Genomic DNA, 14,412 nt, shown 5'->3' with positions numbered 1-14,412 from the left:
CAGTTGCCCGTGCACGGCGCAGGACATAGCCATGGGCCTACAAGCTCTTCAGGAACACCAGCAATCGGTCATCTGGACGATACCGTCCTGGCTTACCGTTAGGAGGCGTGATCCTATCGAGAACCTGCTGTTTCAACGTGAGGTTGGCGTCCAGGTAGACCCGCGTGGTTTCCACCGTTTCGTGACCGAGCCACAGCGCAATTACCGAGAGCTCGACGCCTTCTTGCAGCAGGTCCATCGCTGTAGTGTGTCGTAGCACATGCGGGCTTACACGCTTGTTCATCAGTGAAGGGCATTTCTCCGCAGCCGCCACGACATACTTGTGAATGAGGTAGTGCATGCCGTGTGCGCTCAGCCGGCCGCCACGTGCATTTGGGAACAGTGGCTGGTTTCCTGCTCGCGGTGGCTCCTGAACCCACGCGGCCAATACGGCGCGGGTGTTCTTGCTCAACGGCGTGCAACGCTCCTTGCGTCCCTTGCCGAATACGCGGACATGTGCGCCTGCCCCAATGTGGAGGTCTTCGCGCCGAAGACCGGTCAGCTCAGATAAGCGTAACCCTGTCTGAACCGCCAGCAACAACAGAGCGTGATCGCGGCGACCTGACCAGGTGTGCTGGTCCGGCGCGGCCAGCAATGCATTTACCTCCTGTCGGCTCAGGAATGGGACCAATGCGCGGCTGAACCGCTTCGCCGGGATGGCCAGCACGCGCTGGATGTGCGCCGAGAGCGACGGCATCTCGAAGGCCGCATACCGGAAGAACGAATGCACTGCCGTCAGGCGCAGGTTACGTGTTCGAGCCGTGACGCCGCGAACCTGCTCCTGTTCATCGAGGAAGTCCATGACGAGCGGCGCGGTGATGTCTTCCAGTGCCAGAGTGGATGGCGCTTTATGCAGGCGTCGCTGTAAATACTCCAGCAGTAACCGAAATGTGTCGCGGTATGATGCGATCGTGTGCATACTAGCCTGGCGCTGATGGATCAGGCGCTGGACGAAGAACTTCTCCAGCAGGGCTGCAAAGCTAGGTTCCCTTGTCATGATGACTCTCCCCAACGGTGTTCCAGGCGCTCCATCGCTTGTGCCATCAACTCGGGCGACCCGCTGAGATACCAGTAAGTCCCGGCCACATAGATGTGCCCAAGATAGGTCGACAGCACCGGCAATAGCTGCCAAGCATTCTCTCCCGACTGATACCAACGTATCAGTACTTCAACGGCGAAGCGATGTCGGAAGTCATGCAGTCGCGGCCCCTTGCTTGCGCCTTTGGCACGCAGTCCCGTTTGTCGCGACAGCGCGTAGAACGTCCGATGAACGCGACCCATGTCGAGGCGGGTTCCGCGACTCGTCACGAAGACATACGACGAGACCCGGCAACCGAGGAACTGCTTGCGGCGTCTGAGGTAGTCAGCCAGGACAGTACAGGTCGTCTGATGAATGGGCACCAGTCGAGACCGACCGAGCTTGGCGCCGCGAATCGTCAGGACGGCATCTTCGAGGTCCACGTCTCCAAGCTCGAGGTTCAGCGCTTCGCTGATGCGCAGGCCGGTGACGCTGAGCAAGCCGATGAGGCAATGGAATACCCAAGGCCGCAGCGGCGTCGACGGCCATGTCACCGGCAGTTCCAATGCCGCGTCCAGCAAGCGCTGTACTTCCGCTTCCGTGTATAGATGAGGTCTGGCTCGAGTAGACCGATGGGGCAACATGCCGACTGGCGGAATCTCCGTGCGGCTGTCGGTTGCACTGCGGTGGCGGGCAAAGCCGCGCACGAAGCAAAGGCGTCTGGCCCATTCTGCGGGTTGAACCGACGGATGTTGCGCCCACTCGAGAGCGAGGCCAGTGCTGATGTGCTCGGCTTGCCGAGTCTCCATGAAGCTGACGAATCGGGGCAACTGCAAGCCGGCATCGTGCATCTTGAAGCCCAGGCTGCGGCGCAGTTCAAGGTACTCCTGGAGTGCATCGCGAAGCGTGTTCATCGCACACCTCCCGGCCACGGCATGGCTAACGTACGGAGAGTACAGAGGTCCACCTTCGCATAAAGGCTGGTGGACTGCGAGCTACGATGACGAAGCACTCGTCCGATCTCGGGCAGCGACGCGCCGAGCTGTAACATGCGAACAGCGAGAGCATGCCGGAATTGGTGAGAGCCGCGGTGCGGCGCGCTGACCCGGGCACGATTGAGCGCGTGGCGCACGATCGTGCCGATTCCGTCTGAGCCCTCCATCAGCCCGCGTATCGGCGCTACGGATCGAAGGAAGAGATGCCGGTCTGGACTCGTGGGACGTCCACGCCTCAGATACGCGGCGATTGCGTCGCCTACGTCGGCGGTCAATGGCAGGAAACTCTCCCGGCCGCCCTTGCCACACACGCGCAATTGACCGCGGTCCCAGTCGACGTCATCTAGCGTCAGCTAGACGACCTCGCAGGCTCGTAGCCCCAGTCGCGCCAGAAGCAGCAGCACGGCGCGATCGCGTCGGCCCACCCCGGTCCGGCGGTCGCAACTATCAATCGCGCGCTGTGCGTGTTCGGGAGAGATGGCTCTGGGGATTGGGGGTGTGCTCGCCCAACTGGCCACCGCTGGCACGCTTGCGGCAAGTCCCACGGTGACCTCTCCACGAAACTGGGCGTAACGAAAGAAGGACCTCAATGCCGTGACGACGTTCTTCAGCGCAGCAGGTCCCATGCGCTTCGCCTCGCTCTGAATGAAAGTGCTGGCGTCGGTCGCGCGAACGTCATGCAGGCAGATCTCTCCTTGAGCGAACCGCCACACCAGGAATTTGCGTGTCAGCCTTGCATAGGTTTCAACGGTCACAACGGCGAATCCCTGATCACGCCTCAAGGACTGCGCGAACTCCTCGGCAACGTCGTCTGCGGCAATTGCGCGCGCTTTCCCAGCAGGACACACTCCCTGATCGCGCAGGAAGCGGATCAATAACTCCAATCCGTGCCGTTCACGGCGTTGCGTCTCTGAGCATCGCGATCGATGTCGTGAACGAAAGCGCTGATACCTTGCGATATCGTCGTCCTTCAACGTATGAAAGGGAATGCGGCGATCCTCGCACCAGCGCTCAAACGCAAGTGCGTGCTGTGCCAGTTGGCATACATAGCTGACCGAGTATTGCTGTTTGATCAGCGAACTAACGAACTCCGAAAGGGGTTCCCCGGTTGCGCTTCGGGCGGTGCGGACCAGCGCGTCCGCGTTCTCGTAAGAATGTTCCACGAACTTCTCCTTTCAGGCTAAGTGCCTGCAAAGGAGAATGCCAATGTCTAGCGCTCCTGCGGAAAATCCACTCCCGACTGGGATTCCCAACGATCGCGGGACATAGTTTCGCGCGGGACATAGTCAAGCCTGTACTAAACCGCTGACGCGGTAGGGGGAGGTGGGCACAGGTCCATGGCTGACGTTTCATGAAGAGGTCGTCTGGCGCTGAACCCCGGCGAGGTGGTGAGCCGTGAAGCCAGGAGCAGTATGTGAACGCCCGGTTGGGCATTCCACCCACTGCTTCCAGGAGGCTCGCCATGACGCCACTGCGCCAACGCATGCTGCACGACATGCAGATCCGCAACCTTGCAGTCAACACGCAGAAGACCTATCTCCTGCAGGTTTCCAGTTTTGCCCGGTACTTCCGGCGTTCACCCGAGGCACTCGGCCCCGAAGAGATCCGTGCCTGGATCATCCACCTGACCAACGAACGCAAGCTCGCGCCAGCGAGTGTGCAACTGGCCGTCGGCGCGCTGCGCTTCCTGTACCGCATCACGCTCAGGCGCGACTGGAGCGACGAGGACTTTCCGCTCCCCAGGCGGCCCATGAAGCTTCCGGTCATCCTGAGCTTCGAGGAAGTCACGCGTTTCTTCGAGTCGATTCCCAGCCTGAAGCATCGCGCCATCCTGATGACGGCCTATGCGGCCGGCCTGCGTGTCTCCGAAGTCGTGCATCTGCAGGTCACCGATATCGACAGCCAGCGGATGATGATCCGCGTGCGCCAGGGCAAAAACCGTAAGGATCGCTACGTCATGCTCTCGCCGAGGCTGCTCGAGGTCCTGCGACTGTACTGGCAGGACGCTCACCCGAGGGAATGGCTCTTTCCAGGCAGCATTCCGGGGCGGCCCATCAGCCGCCATGCTGTGGGCGACGCATGCCAGCTTGCACGTGAGCGTAGCGGCATCACGAAACCCGTTACACCCCATTCTTTGAGGCACGCGTTTGCCACTCATCTGCTGGAAACCGGTGCCGATGTACGCAGAATCCAACTGCTCATGGGACATCGCAGCATGGCTACGACGGCACGGTACCTCAAGCTGGCGACGAGCACCGTGTGCGCTACCACCAGTCCCTTCGACCTGCTGCCGCATCCTGCACCCGTTCCACCCCCGCCACCTGCGCCCGAGTACTTCTGAAGCCGGCGATGCGGCCGGCGCTCGAGGTGGCGGACATCTTCCGCCGCTGCGGCCCTCACTACCGGCAGACCCATGCCGACGCCCTCAGTCGTGCCCAGCGCCGCGCGATGAGCGCCATCGAGCTATGCCGCACCGCCGCGCTCGGCGGTCATGTCGAGCAGTGCGATGCCTGCGGCCATCAGCGCATTGCCTACGACTCGTGTCGCCATCGCTGCTGTCCGAAGTGCCAGTCGCTCGCCCGTGCGCAATGGCTCGAACGCCGGCGCGCCGAGCTGCTCCCCTCGATCGAATACTTCCACGTCGTCTTCACGCTGCCCGAGCCCGTCGCCGCGCTCGCGTACCAGAACAAGAAGGTGCTCTATGACATTCTGTTTCGCACCAGCGCGGAAACGCTGCGCACGATCGCCGCCGACCCGAAGCACCTGGGCGCGGAAATCGGCTTCCTCTCGGTCCTGCACACGTGGGGGCAGAATCTGCTGCACCATCCGCACGTGCACTGCGTGATACCGGGCGGCGGCATTGCCCCGGACGGCGAGCGCTGGATCGCCTGCCGACCCGGCTTCTTCCTGCCCGTGCGGGTCCTCTCGCGGCTCTTCCGGCGGCTCTTTCTCGACCAATTGCGCCGCGCCTTCGACGCCGGCGCGCTGCGTTTGCATGGCCAGCTCGAGCCGTTGCGTGACCCGCGAGCCTTCGCCGCCTGGCTCGCGCCCGCTGCTCACGCGGAGTGGGTCGTCTATGCGAAACCACCGTTTGGCGGCGCTGCACAGGTACTCGATTACCTGGGTCGCTACACGCATCGCGTCGCCATCTCGAATAACCGGTTGCTGCGCTTTGATGGCGATTCGGTCCTGTTCCAGTGGAAGGACTACCGTCACGAAGCCCGCCACAAAACCATGACGCTCACGGCCGACGAGTTCATCCGCCGCTTCTTGCTGCACGTGCTCCCCGACGGCTTCAAGCGCATCCGCAGCTACGGGTGGCTCGCCAACTGCCACCTGGCGGCGCGCCTGGCCACCTGCCGGCGGCTGCTCGGTATCGAGCCGCCCGCCGCTGCGTCACCGCCCTTCGCAGAAGACTACCGTGACCGTTACCAGCGGCTCACCGGCAAGTCACTGCGCGATTGCCCCGTCTGTGGCGAGGGCCACATGGTCCGCATCGAAGGCGGTGTGCCTGGCATCCTTCCGCGGGCCCCGCCTGACCCCAGCCATGGACACTGACCGGCATCACCACCACCCCGAGCACGATGGTCTTTCCCCACGCGGCCAACGCGAACCCACTCGTGCTTTGGCGGCATCGCACCAACACAATGCCGCGAAACTGCGCACCATCTGCCCATTGACCCTCGCATTCTCACTGTCATCGCGCGACCGGCTCCGTCAGACCGCCTGCTTCCGGCCTGCGATGGGCACGCGCCGGGTATCGCAAATCACCGCGACGATCATTCAATGCCCATAAACGCCAGCGCCTGCGGAGCGGTTTAGCACAAACATTTTTTTGATTACCGATCGCGGGCTGGCCCGACCGGCCTGTTCACGTGTCAGTAGCCGCGATCGCTAACCAAAAAAATCTCTGCTCTATGGCCTGCAGGCAATAGGCTTGAGAGCACTGTTCGCTACCTCGGTATCGAGGTAGATGACGCCCTCGAAATGGCAGAACAAACTGAAGTCTGAAAACGATTGGCCGGCTGAGCGGTCGCTTGCCGGCCATGAAGAGCCGTCCGCTAGTGTCGTGGACATGACATTCAGGTGTCGGCTTCGTTCAGTTTCCGGCCGTTCGCAGGCCGCCGATGCCGTCGCTCGCCCAATGCGAACGAACCGACCAATTTGTACTGATGTCAGCTACCAGCCGGGGAACGATAAGGCCGGCTGCGGCGGCAGCAACCTACCCCTGCGCCGTGGGGCGGACGATAATCTCGCCCACGTCAACATCGGCCGGTTGCTCGATTGCAAACGCCATAGCCCGGGCAATGGCGTCCGGCGACATGGCGAATGCATCCATCGAGGCGGAGATTTGCGCCTTGGCTTCCGAGTTGGTCACCGATTCTGCAAAATTCGTCCGCGTGAAGCCGGGTGAAATGACCGTCACACGCAGTTTGTCTCCCGCCTCCTGCCTTAATCCCTCCGAGATCGCGCGCACGGCGCTCTTGGTTGCGGCGTAGACCGCCATGTTTGGCGCGATGCGAAGAGCGGCGGTGGACGCGGTATTGATGAAGTGGCCGAAGCCCTGCGTACGAAAGACCGGTAATGCCGCTGCAATACCGTTCAGCACGCCTTTGATGTTCACGTCGATCATGTCTTCCCAATCGTCCACGCGCAGCTCGTCGAGAGGAGAAATCGGCCCGACGCCAGCGTTGTTGATCAGCACGTCGAGCTGACCGAATCGCTCGCACGCCAGTTTTACGAGTTGCGACATGTCCTCTCGGCGCCTGACATCTGTGCATGCCCATGCGCATTGTCCCCGCGCCTTGGCAATTCGATCGGCGAGGTCGCGAAGCCGATGCTCGCCACGGGCGCCCAGCACCACCTTCGCCCCGCGCTCCGCCAGTAGCAGTGCCGCTGCCTCGCCAATTCCGCTGCTTGCACCGGTGATGACAACGACCTTGTCCTTGATTGTCGACATGATATTTTCCTCATCTCTTGTCCAAGAGGGCGAGAATCATGAAATAGCCCCCGCACGCTCTGCACATCCAATGTTCGTCTAGCAGGGTCGTCTAATCTATAATCGAATCAACGTATTTATTTATCAATCGTCCGGATTCGGATGGACCCGCTCTCAGATGTCTTTCACCTGCTCAAAGTCGACAGCGTGCTGTCGGCACGGCTGGATGTGTATGGCGCATGGTCGCTGCGCTTTTCTGCTTATGAACACATCAAGTTCGGTGGCGTCCTGGAAGGTGCTTTCTGGCTATGGTTCGAAGATGGCACCCCGCCGGTCGAACTGAGGGCGGGTGATTTCTATCTGTTGACTCAAGGGCAGGCGTATTGCACCGGAAGCGACCCTTCACTTCCTCCTGACGACGGCCGTGAAGTGCTTGCCACGAGCCTTTGCGCAGACGGGATCGTGCGTTATGGCCGCAGCGGGGAGAAGGTCAGTGCAGCCGGAGGCCGCTTCGTCTTCGACGCCGATACCAGCGAACTCTTGCTGAAATCCTTGCCGCCACTTATCCATATTCCGGCTGCTTCTGAAACGGCTCCGGCGCTGCGGGCCGTGCTCGATCTGCTGCGACTTGAAACGGAGAAGCCCCGCCCGGGCGCGTCGGTCGCCGCAGCGAGCCTCGCGAACATGGTACTCGTGCAAGTCCTGCGCGAATACCTGGCGTCGGGAGCGCATACGCCGGGTTGGCTTGGCGCCCTGGCCGATCCAAAGATCGGGACCGCCCTTGCCCTCATCCATGAGGACGTAGCCCGGCGTTGGAAAGTCGATGAATTGGCGGCGGCGGTGGCCATGTCGCGCACGACGTTTGCCGAGCGCTTCAGGACGCTAGTCGGCATGACGCCCATCGATTATCTGACCGATTGGCGTATCGCAAAAGCTGGCGCCGCGCTGCGAGAAAGGAAAAGTATAGCTTCGGTCGCCGAAAGCGTCGGCTATGGTTCAGAGGCTGCCTTCAATTCCGCGTTCAAACGGATCGTTGGACAAAGTCCGGGGCGCTACCGGCAATCGCAATCCGCGGCATGATGGAACTCGCTAGCTATCGCGTATGACGGGTGACCGCTGTACTTCGGAAGCTGACTTTGGAGCCTCGCGGACTCGAATGACGCCGCGGGGTCGGCAAGAGACAAACGGGCAGCAGCCGGCAGCACGCTCCCCTACTGGTGGCGGGCACCCCGCAGGTTGGCCCACCTTAGTCGGCGAAGCAGGTCGCGAGCGTCGCAAGGGCGCGGCGCCGGCGGTAAGGTCACGCGACATACCCGGCATAATGTCTAAACATTTGTTCCTGCCGCTCGGCATGCGCTAACTGAAGGCTTGTTTGGGAAGTCTTCAAGGTGCAAAGGATTGGGCCGCAATACGGATTTGGGCCACCAAGAACTTGCGCTTCAGCGAAGCAGCCAGTTTCGTGGAATCAAAGAACCCAATGTCGTCCGGCTCAAATGGAGACCCGATCTTTGCGGCCCCAATCATTGCATCTTACGGTCACAGCCTGAGAGTAGTTCGGATCAGGACAACTCTCCCTGCAAGGAATTGGGTTTAGCCTTTTGCCTGCGCGGGCAGTCTGACCACGAGCGCCTGCCGTCTACAAGCAGCGGCTCCCGATGCAATGACGAAGCTCGGCATCGACGACGTCGATGAAGGCTTGGCACCGGCGCTGAGGGCTGCTGGGCTCGATTGTAAGGCGGGCCGGGCCTCCCAACCATGCATGCCATCGGTACGCGACAGAAGCTCTTTAGGCGAGTTTTTCCTTGAGGAACGCTACGAGATACGGGGTAGCGGCGGCGGCCACGGTCGACGCGGTGGACGGGTCGATGCCCATTTTCTCCGCCAGCGACTCAGCCACCCGGCCGGCCAGGATACCCTCCCCGCCCTCCGCGAGGGATTTGAAAAAACCATCGCCCCGGACCAGGCCGGCGGCGAAGGCCGCAAAAAAGCTCTTGCCCGGATGCTCACCCATCAGGCCGGCACTCTGTTCCTCGGCGTGGGCATGCGCGGTCTCTGCCGCCTGGCTCAGCATCTGCTGCGTGTCATCGGCGCTGATGCCCTGGGCGGCCAGAGCCTGGGCAGCCTGGCTCCCGTGCTCGGAAGCGAGAAATTCGGAAACAAGTTGCTGGACATCCATGGCACTCCCTCCCGTGGAGGTTACGGTTTAGAGACCCGAACTGGGGGTGAGGCGACAGACCTGCAGACGCCGCCTGTCGATGCTACCAGAGCTGGGTGAAACCTGACTGACCAGCCCTGACAACCTTGGACTGGTGCAAGGTCGAGCCGGTTGCCGGACGCGCGACCGGCGACGCTTCGGGAGCATTTCAGCATCACTGCCGGGAACAGTGCGACCGCATCTCGCCTGATCAAGGAAGCCTGTGGAAGCAGGGATGTTGCGGCCACACGATGCAAGCGGCGGCCGCAAGTACATGAGTCATCTGTACGCGCCGTACAGTTCAAGCTCATCACGAACCAAATTCCCTTGGATGCTGACTTTGTTGTGGCTGCTAAAACTGGAGCCCACCCATTTTGTGCCTCAATAGTCTCTTTCTGAGGATTATTCCGCTCTTATGAAGAGCATAGTTGCCGCGCCAGCCACACAGTCACCCGTTCGGGTGGGCTTGGGAGCATGTAGAGATGATAATTGTCGCGAAATGGGAAAGAGGAAGATATCAGTGCGGCGTTCTCTGAAATTTCGAGCGGCACTCGCGACCGGGTTCGTCGTAGCAGTTGTCATCTTCGCACTTGCTGTTGTCGCCCAGTATTACGCGTACTTGAGCCTGAGAGACTTGCTGCAGAGCCAGCAAGACACTCTCGTTAAGCTGGTGGCCGAGCAGCTCGACGAGAAATTTGAAGGCCGAGCCATCGTGTTGCGCCGCTTGGCACGGCAGTTAGCGCCAATGCTCGACCGGAGCCCGGATGAGCTCAGAGCCTTCGCGACGCAGGCTGTTTCCATTCCCGAGGCATTCAACGCGGTCTCCCTCATCTGGCCAGACGGCGAACTGGCTTTCAACAGCGCCACGCCTTTGGGTCAACACATATCCTTGGCCGACCGCGACTATGTTCGTGAAATTGTCCGAGGAGCATCCGTTGCCGTCTCCGAACCCTTGGTTGGGAAGAACAATGGCGCGCCTGGCATCGTCATGGCCGTCGGGCTGCGTTCCTCTGATGGCAGCCTGCGCGCAATCGTGGCAGGAAGCTTGAACCTGCTGCGGGAGAATTTTCTGCAGGAGTTGACACGCAACCGAATCGGCGCGACGGGCACCTTCTGCTTGGTATCGTCAGGAGACAACCCGCGATACGTCATGCATATTGACTTGTCGAATTTATTGAAAGGGGCGAATGCGACTGGAGAGTCTTGTGAGGCGGACACCGACCCTGCTGCCCTGGAGTTCATTCATCCGAAGCAGCCCATAGTCTCGCACTACCTGCTCGACACCAATGGTTGGGACCTAGTTGCCAACTTTCCTGCGGCTGAGGCCTACGCGCCGCTGAATGATGTGAGAAGAAGATTGGCTCTGGCGGCTGGAATCGCTATAGCCTTTGCAGCCATTCTCATGTGGATGGTTTCGCACCGACTGGTGGTTCCATTGGTTCGGTTACATGGGCTAGTGCAACAGAACGCGAAAGGCCGGCTCATGCATTCACCTGTGTCAATTACAACTGGTGATGAAATCAGCGACCTCACCACGACCTTCTCAGAGTTCATGCAACAACTCGCCGAAAGGGAAGCTGCCTTGGAACGCGCGAAGGACGAAGCGCGGGAAAGTGAAAGACGCATTCAGGCTATCGCCAATCACCTTCCGGACCTCGCCAGCTATGTCGGACGCGACGAACGTTACGTGTTCGTGAACGAGGCCTACGGGCGCCGGTTTGGACTTGCATCGGAACAGATAGTTGGCCTGTCCATCCAAGAGCTTTGGGGCGCCACTGCTTACGCCGAAGTCAAGCCCTACCTCGACGAAGCGTTTGCAGGCGCTTCCGTGGCCTTCGACCGGGATTCAGGAGGCGGTAGCGAGTGCCTTGAGGTGACTTACCAGCCCGCATGGAACGAGGCAAAGAACACTGTCCTGGGCCTGCACATCTTCGTCCGAGACGTGACCACGGAACGCCTCAAGTTAAGGCACCTTGAAAAGCAGATGCTCCTCGACCACCTGACGGGCCTGCTCAACCGAAAGGGCTTCGACCGGCGCTTAAGGTTGGCCAACGAGCGAGCAAGTGCGAACGGCACCCAAATGGGTCTGCTGCTGATAGACCTAGATGGTTTCAAACCGGTCAACGACACCTGTGGTCATGCCGTCGGCGACAAGCTCCTGAGGAGGTTTTCGGAGCGTCTTGCGTCGTGCGTGCGCGAATCTGATACGGTGGCGCGAATAGGCGGAGACGAATTTGCCATTGTCATGGAACACATCTCGAACCCCGATACGGTGGAACGCGTTGCGCAAACCATCGTAGAACTCGCGTCAGCGCCCTATACCATCGACGGCCATCACATCACTGCTGGCGCAACGGTTGGTGTCGCACTCCGACATCCGCAGCACGACCAATCCATTGGGGACCTGTTTATGCAGGCGGACACGGCGCTCTACACCGCCAAGCGCGGCGGCAAAGGCAGGTATGTGGTGTTTAGCACAATCCAATAGATACTGTTGACCTCAGGTTTTCGCCAAGCAAACTGCCGAGCAGGCGCACATCCTCGGATGGCACCCATTGAGTAGCACCGGCTCCGCGTTCTGCTAGCGGAGTTCGCGGTGCACGAGTTCAATATCGATGATCGGCAATTGCGCCGCGATCCTAGTCTCTGGCATGGCTAATGCCGCTGCGCACAGTTTGGGGGGACATTAATGCAGGCGAAGGCTGGAGGGATTCAACCGCCACTCTGCCAGATGCCGCCAGCCTGCTTTGCACCTGGCGAGATCGTCGCCAAGAATCAAGGGGTGACGCCGTGGCCAGCAGGATGTTACCTGTGCCACGCGGGCGGAATTGATGCCGATGCTACTGTACGATAGGACGTTGAATTTTTGTCGTGACGCACTGCTCGTACTGGCCAGAAGCCGGTGCGCGTCGTACCTGAGTTTAGTGCCAGCCAGAATTCACGGGATTCTCGGCTAGAATCAGCTGAGTGGCCGGCCTTTCGCATACCGCCGGCAATGCTCTAGATACGCCGCTTCCTGGCTGCTCAGCAACCCGACCACGCTCCGCCAAAGCCACGATGGCGCGTTCAGCGATTTTGGCCGGTTCAGGCGCAGTTCCGCGAGCCAGCTTTTCCGGGTCGCGGCATCCATCTGGTTGGCATGCGCCTTACCAACGACGGATGCAAGAAAACGCGCGGCCTTGACTGCATCAGCCTCGCCGAGCCGCTCAGCTTCGAGCTTCAGGTCCTGCGGCCTTAACTCGCGCACGACCACGGCGCGACTGCAGAGACGTCCCGCCATCATCCGGTCGCCGAGGAAGGGGGAGAGGTGCCTCGCGCCTTCGACAACCCGCCTGGCATTGTCGCGCGGCATGCGACGCGCCTCCTGCCGTGGCGCTGCGGGATTGACGGCTTCCTTGATGTCCAGCAGGCATGGGCCGTTGTGGCGCGGACCCGCGCTGCAGACATCCACCATTACCGCATACCTGAGACGCCCCAGGGAACTACACCCCTTCACCCAGTACGCCGCGTCGAGAAAGTTGACTTCTGTATCAGGGTCGCATTCAGGGCCCAGGAGGGTTTCAAGTACGCAGCGGGACTTAGTGTCGAAGAGCGCACGGATTCCGTTCATCTCCTCACTCGACAACGGCCAGAAGCGCTTGCCCAAAGGAATATGAGGTTTCGCGTCGCGGGTCTCCTGTCTGGCCATTCGGCGCCACGAACGATGCAGCGCCTTCTTCATCGCGATCCGAACGACCGCGGGCCGCGCTTCCTGTGCGGTCTTGCCGCGACGCGGATCGATTGCCTGCTCATAACCTGTCATGAGCGCTTCCATCATCCGGCTCGTGATCACGCCTGGCAGATCGGAACTGCGCGCCGCGGTTGCCAGCGAGAGGCCAAGCCGTATCAGATCGTATGCCGGATTCCCGATCACGGTCTGGTCAAGGTCCCGGATCTGGATCGCGGTCTCGCCGGCCTGATCGGCCACCGGGCCGAGATTACCGAGATGACAGTCGCCGCAAATCCACACGTCAGCGCCCTCGGGGACCGATCCGCCTGGCTGGCACGCTAGCCACGCGTAAAAGTGGGCCGCGTTCCCGCGGGCGTACTCGTGTGACGAACGTGCCATCTTGAGGTGCCGTATCTCGGCGAGCCGTGGTTCTCTCGCATCGGGTGCAGGACATTGTCCTTGTTTCGCCTTGCTCTCCATACGTCTCTGTGCTTCGATTCCGATGCATCGCTTGCTCTGGCATTAGTGTCAAGGCTTCCGGCAGCGGTCTCCCGTCATACACACGGAACTCCATCGCCATCGAGCCCCTACAAGGTGTCGCCGCGCCGATGCGAATTTCCAAACAGCTTCGCCCCCAGCAGTACGCCTAATCCAATGGCTATGCCCGCCGCGCGGAAGGGATTCGCTTGCACAAACGATTCAACGCGCTGCCGCCGCGTTTCCCATTCGTTCTTGGCCCGTATGGTGACGCGCCTTGCGACGTCCGTCGACTCGGCAGCAAGTGCCCCGGCGGTACTCGTAGACTTTGCAGCGAAGTCGAGGAATTCCGCTTTTGCCTTGTCCCGAGCTGTACCGGCGAGGCCGGGCAAACGCTCAATCAGCTTGTCGAGTTCATCTGACAGTTCCTGCGACGCAGGCTTTGCTGATGCCGATGCACCGGTATCCGGGCGATCGGCGGAAGGCCTATCCGACGAAAGGTTTCGTAACGCGGTCCCGCGTTGCGTATCCGGATTGAAGCCGCCGCTTGGGCGTTCCGTGTTTTGTGTTTCAATCTGGTCCATGTTCTCTCCTGGCCGTGTGAACTTCGCGCGTGAAGGCTTCGAACGTTCGAGCGCAACTTTCATGCCTGAACCAATTCCGTAAATAGGTGATGCAGCGAAATTTTTGAAAATTACTGGAACGGGGAACCGATAAAAACGCTGTGTTTGCGGAGTACCTTGTTTTCCCCAAGGGGCCATGAGAAGTCCGATCGAAAGAGCGCCACGCAATGTCACATGGAGCCTTTGGATCTCCTCGTGGCGCTAAATTAACTCCTTCAGTTCTGAGTCGCTCTTCCCGGGCTCCCCACCATAATGTGCCTTCCGTGCCGTCCCTCCCGCCCGCTCCCCTCCCCCGCATGATCAGTCGGGCAGTAATTCTTTCATCGGGTGAAGTAAAGGAGAACGGGCGATCGCTGCCCGCGCAGCCTGGTGTGCCGCGTGCTGGCGCCCGTGCCTTTAGATGCCGAGCACTTGCGTG

General features: G+C 60.7%; 12 protein-coding genes and 1 pseudogene. 5 read left to right on the top strand and 8 right to left on the bottom strand.

Features of this window, described 5'->3' with window-relative positions:
• Nucleotides 1-37: 37 nt before the first annotated feature.
• From AC3FKH_RS27410 to AC3FKH_RS27395, 4 genes are read right to left on the bottom strand one after another with little or no spacing between them, the layout of a single operon-like run.
• Nucleotides 38-1,036: a site-specific integrase gene (locus AC3FKH_RS27410; RefSeq protein ID WP_488678860.1), complete on the bottom strand. Its 999-nt coding sequence runs from the start codon at nucleotides 1,034-1,036 to the stop codon at nucleotides 38-40.
• Nucleotides 1,033-1,971, bottom strand: a complete 939-nt coding sequence (locus AC3FKH_RS27405; protein ID WP_488678859.1) for a tyrosine-type recombinase/integrase — start codon at nucleotides 1,969-1,971, stop codon at nucleotides 1,033-1,035. Before AC3FKH_RS27405 ends, AC3FKH_RS27410 begins: the two co-directional genes overlap by 4 nt.
• Entirely contained in the window at nucleotides 1,968-2,405 is a 438-nt protein-coding gene (locus AC3FKH_RS27400) for a tyrosine-type recombinase/integrase (RefSeq protein WP_488678927.1), read from the bottom strand. Before AC3FKH_RS27400 ends, AC3FKH_RS27405 begins: the two co-directional genes overlap by 4 nt.
• Nucleotides 2,406-3,215: a hypothetical protein gene (locus AC3FKH_RS27395; protein WP_488678858.1), complete on the bottom strand. Its 810-nt coding sequence runs from the start codon at nucleotides 3,213-3,215 to the stop codon at nucleotides 2,406-2,408.
• A gap of 299 nt (nucleotides 3,216-3,514) precedes the next feature.
• Between AC3FKH_RS27395 and AC3FKH_RS27390 the strand changes: the two genes are divergently transcribed.
• The 3 genes and pseudogenes from AC3FKH_RS27390 to AC3FKH_RS27380 form a co-directional block, all read left to right on the top strand.
• The gene (locus AC3FKH_RS27390) at nucleotides 3,515-4,393 is read left to right on the top strand and encodes a tyrosine-type recombinase/integrase (protein WP_488678857.1); all 879 of its coding nucleotides are present in this window, start codon (nucleotides 3,515-3,517) and stop codon (nucleotides 4,391-4,393) included.
• Between the two features lie 8 nt (nucleotides 4,394-4,401).
• Nucleotides 4,402-5,610, top strand: a complete 1,209-nt coding sequence (locus AC3FKH_RS27385) for an IS91 family transposase (RefSeq protein ID WP_488678856.1) — start codon at nucleotides 4,402-4,404, stop codon at nucleotides 5,608-5,610.
• 375 nt (nucleotides 5,611-5,985) lie between these two features.
• A pseudogene (locus AC3FKH_RS27380) lies at nucleotides 5,986-6,063 on the top strand (integrase); the annotation flags it as partial.
• Nucleotides 6,064-6,274: 211 nt separating this feature from the next.
• Here the strand turns inward: AC3FKH_RS27380 and AC3FKH_RS27375 are convergent.
• The gene (locus AC3FKH_RS27375; RefSeq protein WP_488678855.1) at nucleotides 6,275-7,012 is read right to left on the bottom strand and encodes an SDR family oxidoreductase; all 738 of its coding nucleotides are present in this window, start codon (nucleotides 7,010-7,012) and stop codon (nucleotides 6,275-6,277) included.
• A 141-nt stretch (nucleotides 7,013-7,153) separates the two neighbouring features.
• Here AC3FKH_RS27375 and AC3FKH_RS27370 point away from each other — a divergent pair, with 141 nt between their 5' ends.
• The gene (locus AC3FKH_RS27370) at nucleotides 7,154-8,071 is read left to right on the top strand and encodes an AraC family transcriptional regulator (RefSeq protein WP_488678854.1); all 918 of its coding nucleotides are present in this window, start codon (nucleotides 7,154-7,156) and stop codon (nucleotides 8,069-8,071) included.
• A gap of 706 nt (nucleotides 8,072-8,777) precedes the next feature.
• On the opposite strand, the gene AC3FKH_RS27365 is transcribed toward AC3FKH_RS27370, so the two are convergent.
• Complete coding sequence (locus AC3FKH_RS27365) at nucleotides 8,778-9,167, bottom strand: hypothetical protein (protein ID WP_488678853.1); 390 nt, start codon at nucleotides 9,165-9,167, stop codon at nucleotides 8,778-8,780.
• A gap of 517 nt (nucleotides 9,168-9,684) precedes the next feature.
• On the opposite strand from AC3FKH_RS27365, the gene AC3FKH_RS27360 reads away from it, so the two are divergent.
• Complete coding sequence (locus tag AC3FKH_RS27360; RefSeq protein WP_488678851.1) at nucleotides 9,685-11,673, top strand: sensor domain-containing diguanylate cyclase; 1,989 nt, start codon at nucleotides 9,685-9,687, stop codon at nucleotides 11,671-11,673.
• 471 nt (nucleotides 11,674-12,144) lie between these two features.
• Here the strand turns inward: AC3FKH_RS27360 and AC3FKH_RS27355 are convergent, their stop codons facing one another.
• Together AC3FKH_RS27355 and AC3FKH_RS27350 are read right to left on the bottom strand one after the other, a co-directional pair.
• Nucleotides 12,145-13,374, bottom strand: a complete 1,230-nt coding sequence (locus tag AC3FKH_RS27355; RefSeq protein WP_488678850.1) for a DUF2252 family protein — start codon at nucleotides 13,372-13,374, stop codon at nucleotides 12,145-12,147.
• A gap of 107 nt (nucleotides 13,375-13,481) precedes the next feature.
• On the bottom strand, nucleotides 13,482-13,955 hold the full coding sequence (locus AC3FKH_RS27350; protein ID WP_488678849.1) for a glycine zipper domain-containing protein: 474 nt from the start codon (nucleotides 13,953-13,955) through the stop codon (nucleotides 13,482-13,484).
• Nucleotides 13,956-14,412 lie beyond the last annotated feature (457 nt).

Source organism: Cupriavidus sp. 21MJTG02-4, assembly GCF_057798975.1.
This window is presented reverse-complemented; position numbering and strand designations above follow the sequence as displayed.

What these genes read in the sequence shown, in the direction of transcription:
- AC3FKH_RS27360 (WP_488678851.1), top strand. Translation starts at nt 9,685, where the DNA reads ATGGGAAAGAGGAAGATATCAGTGCGGCGTTCTCTGAAATTTCGAGCG.
- AC3FKH_RS27370 (WP_488678854.1), top strand. Translation starts at nt 7,154, where the DNA reads ATGGACCCGCTCTCAGATGTCTTTCACCTGCTCAAAGTCGACAGCGTG.
- AC3FKH_RS27385 (WP_488678856.1), top strand. Translation starts at nt 4,402, where the DNA reads ATGCGGCCGGCGCTCGAGGTGGCGGACATCTTCCGCCGCTGCGGCCCT.
- AC3FKH_RS27375 (WP_488678855.1), bottom strand. Translation starts at nt 7,012, where the DNA reads ATGTCGACAATCAAGGACAAGGTCGTTGTCATCACCGGTGCAAGCAGC.
- AC3FKH_RS27355 (WP_488678850.1), bottom strand. Translation starts at nt 13,374, where the DNA reads ATGGAGAGCAAGGCGAAACAAGGACAATGTCCTGCACCCGATGCGAGA.
- AC3FKH_RS27405 (WP_488678859.1), bottom strand. Translation starts at nt 1,971, where the DNA reads ATGAACACGCTTCGCGATGCACTCCAGGAGTACCTTGAACTGCGCCGC.
- AC3FKH_RS27365 (WP_488678853.1), bottom strand. Translation starts at nt 9,167, where the DNA reads ATGGATGTCCAGCAACTTGTTTCCGAATTTCTCGCTTCCGAGCACGGG.
- AC3FKH_RS27350 (WP_488678849.1), bottom strand. Translation starts at nt 13,955, where the DNA reads ATGGACCAGATTGAAACACAAAACACGGAACGCCCAAGCGGCGGCTTC.
- AC3FKH_RS27390 (WP_488678857.1), top strand. Translation starts at nt 3,515, where the DNA reads ATGACGCCACTGCGCCAACGCATGCTGCACGACATGCAGATCCGCAAC.
- AC3FKH_RS27410 (WP_488678860.1), bottom strand. Translation starts at nt 1,036, where the DNA reads ATGACAAGGGAACCTAGCTTTGCAGCCCTGCTGGAGAAGTTCTTCGTC.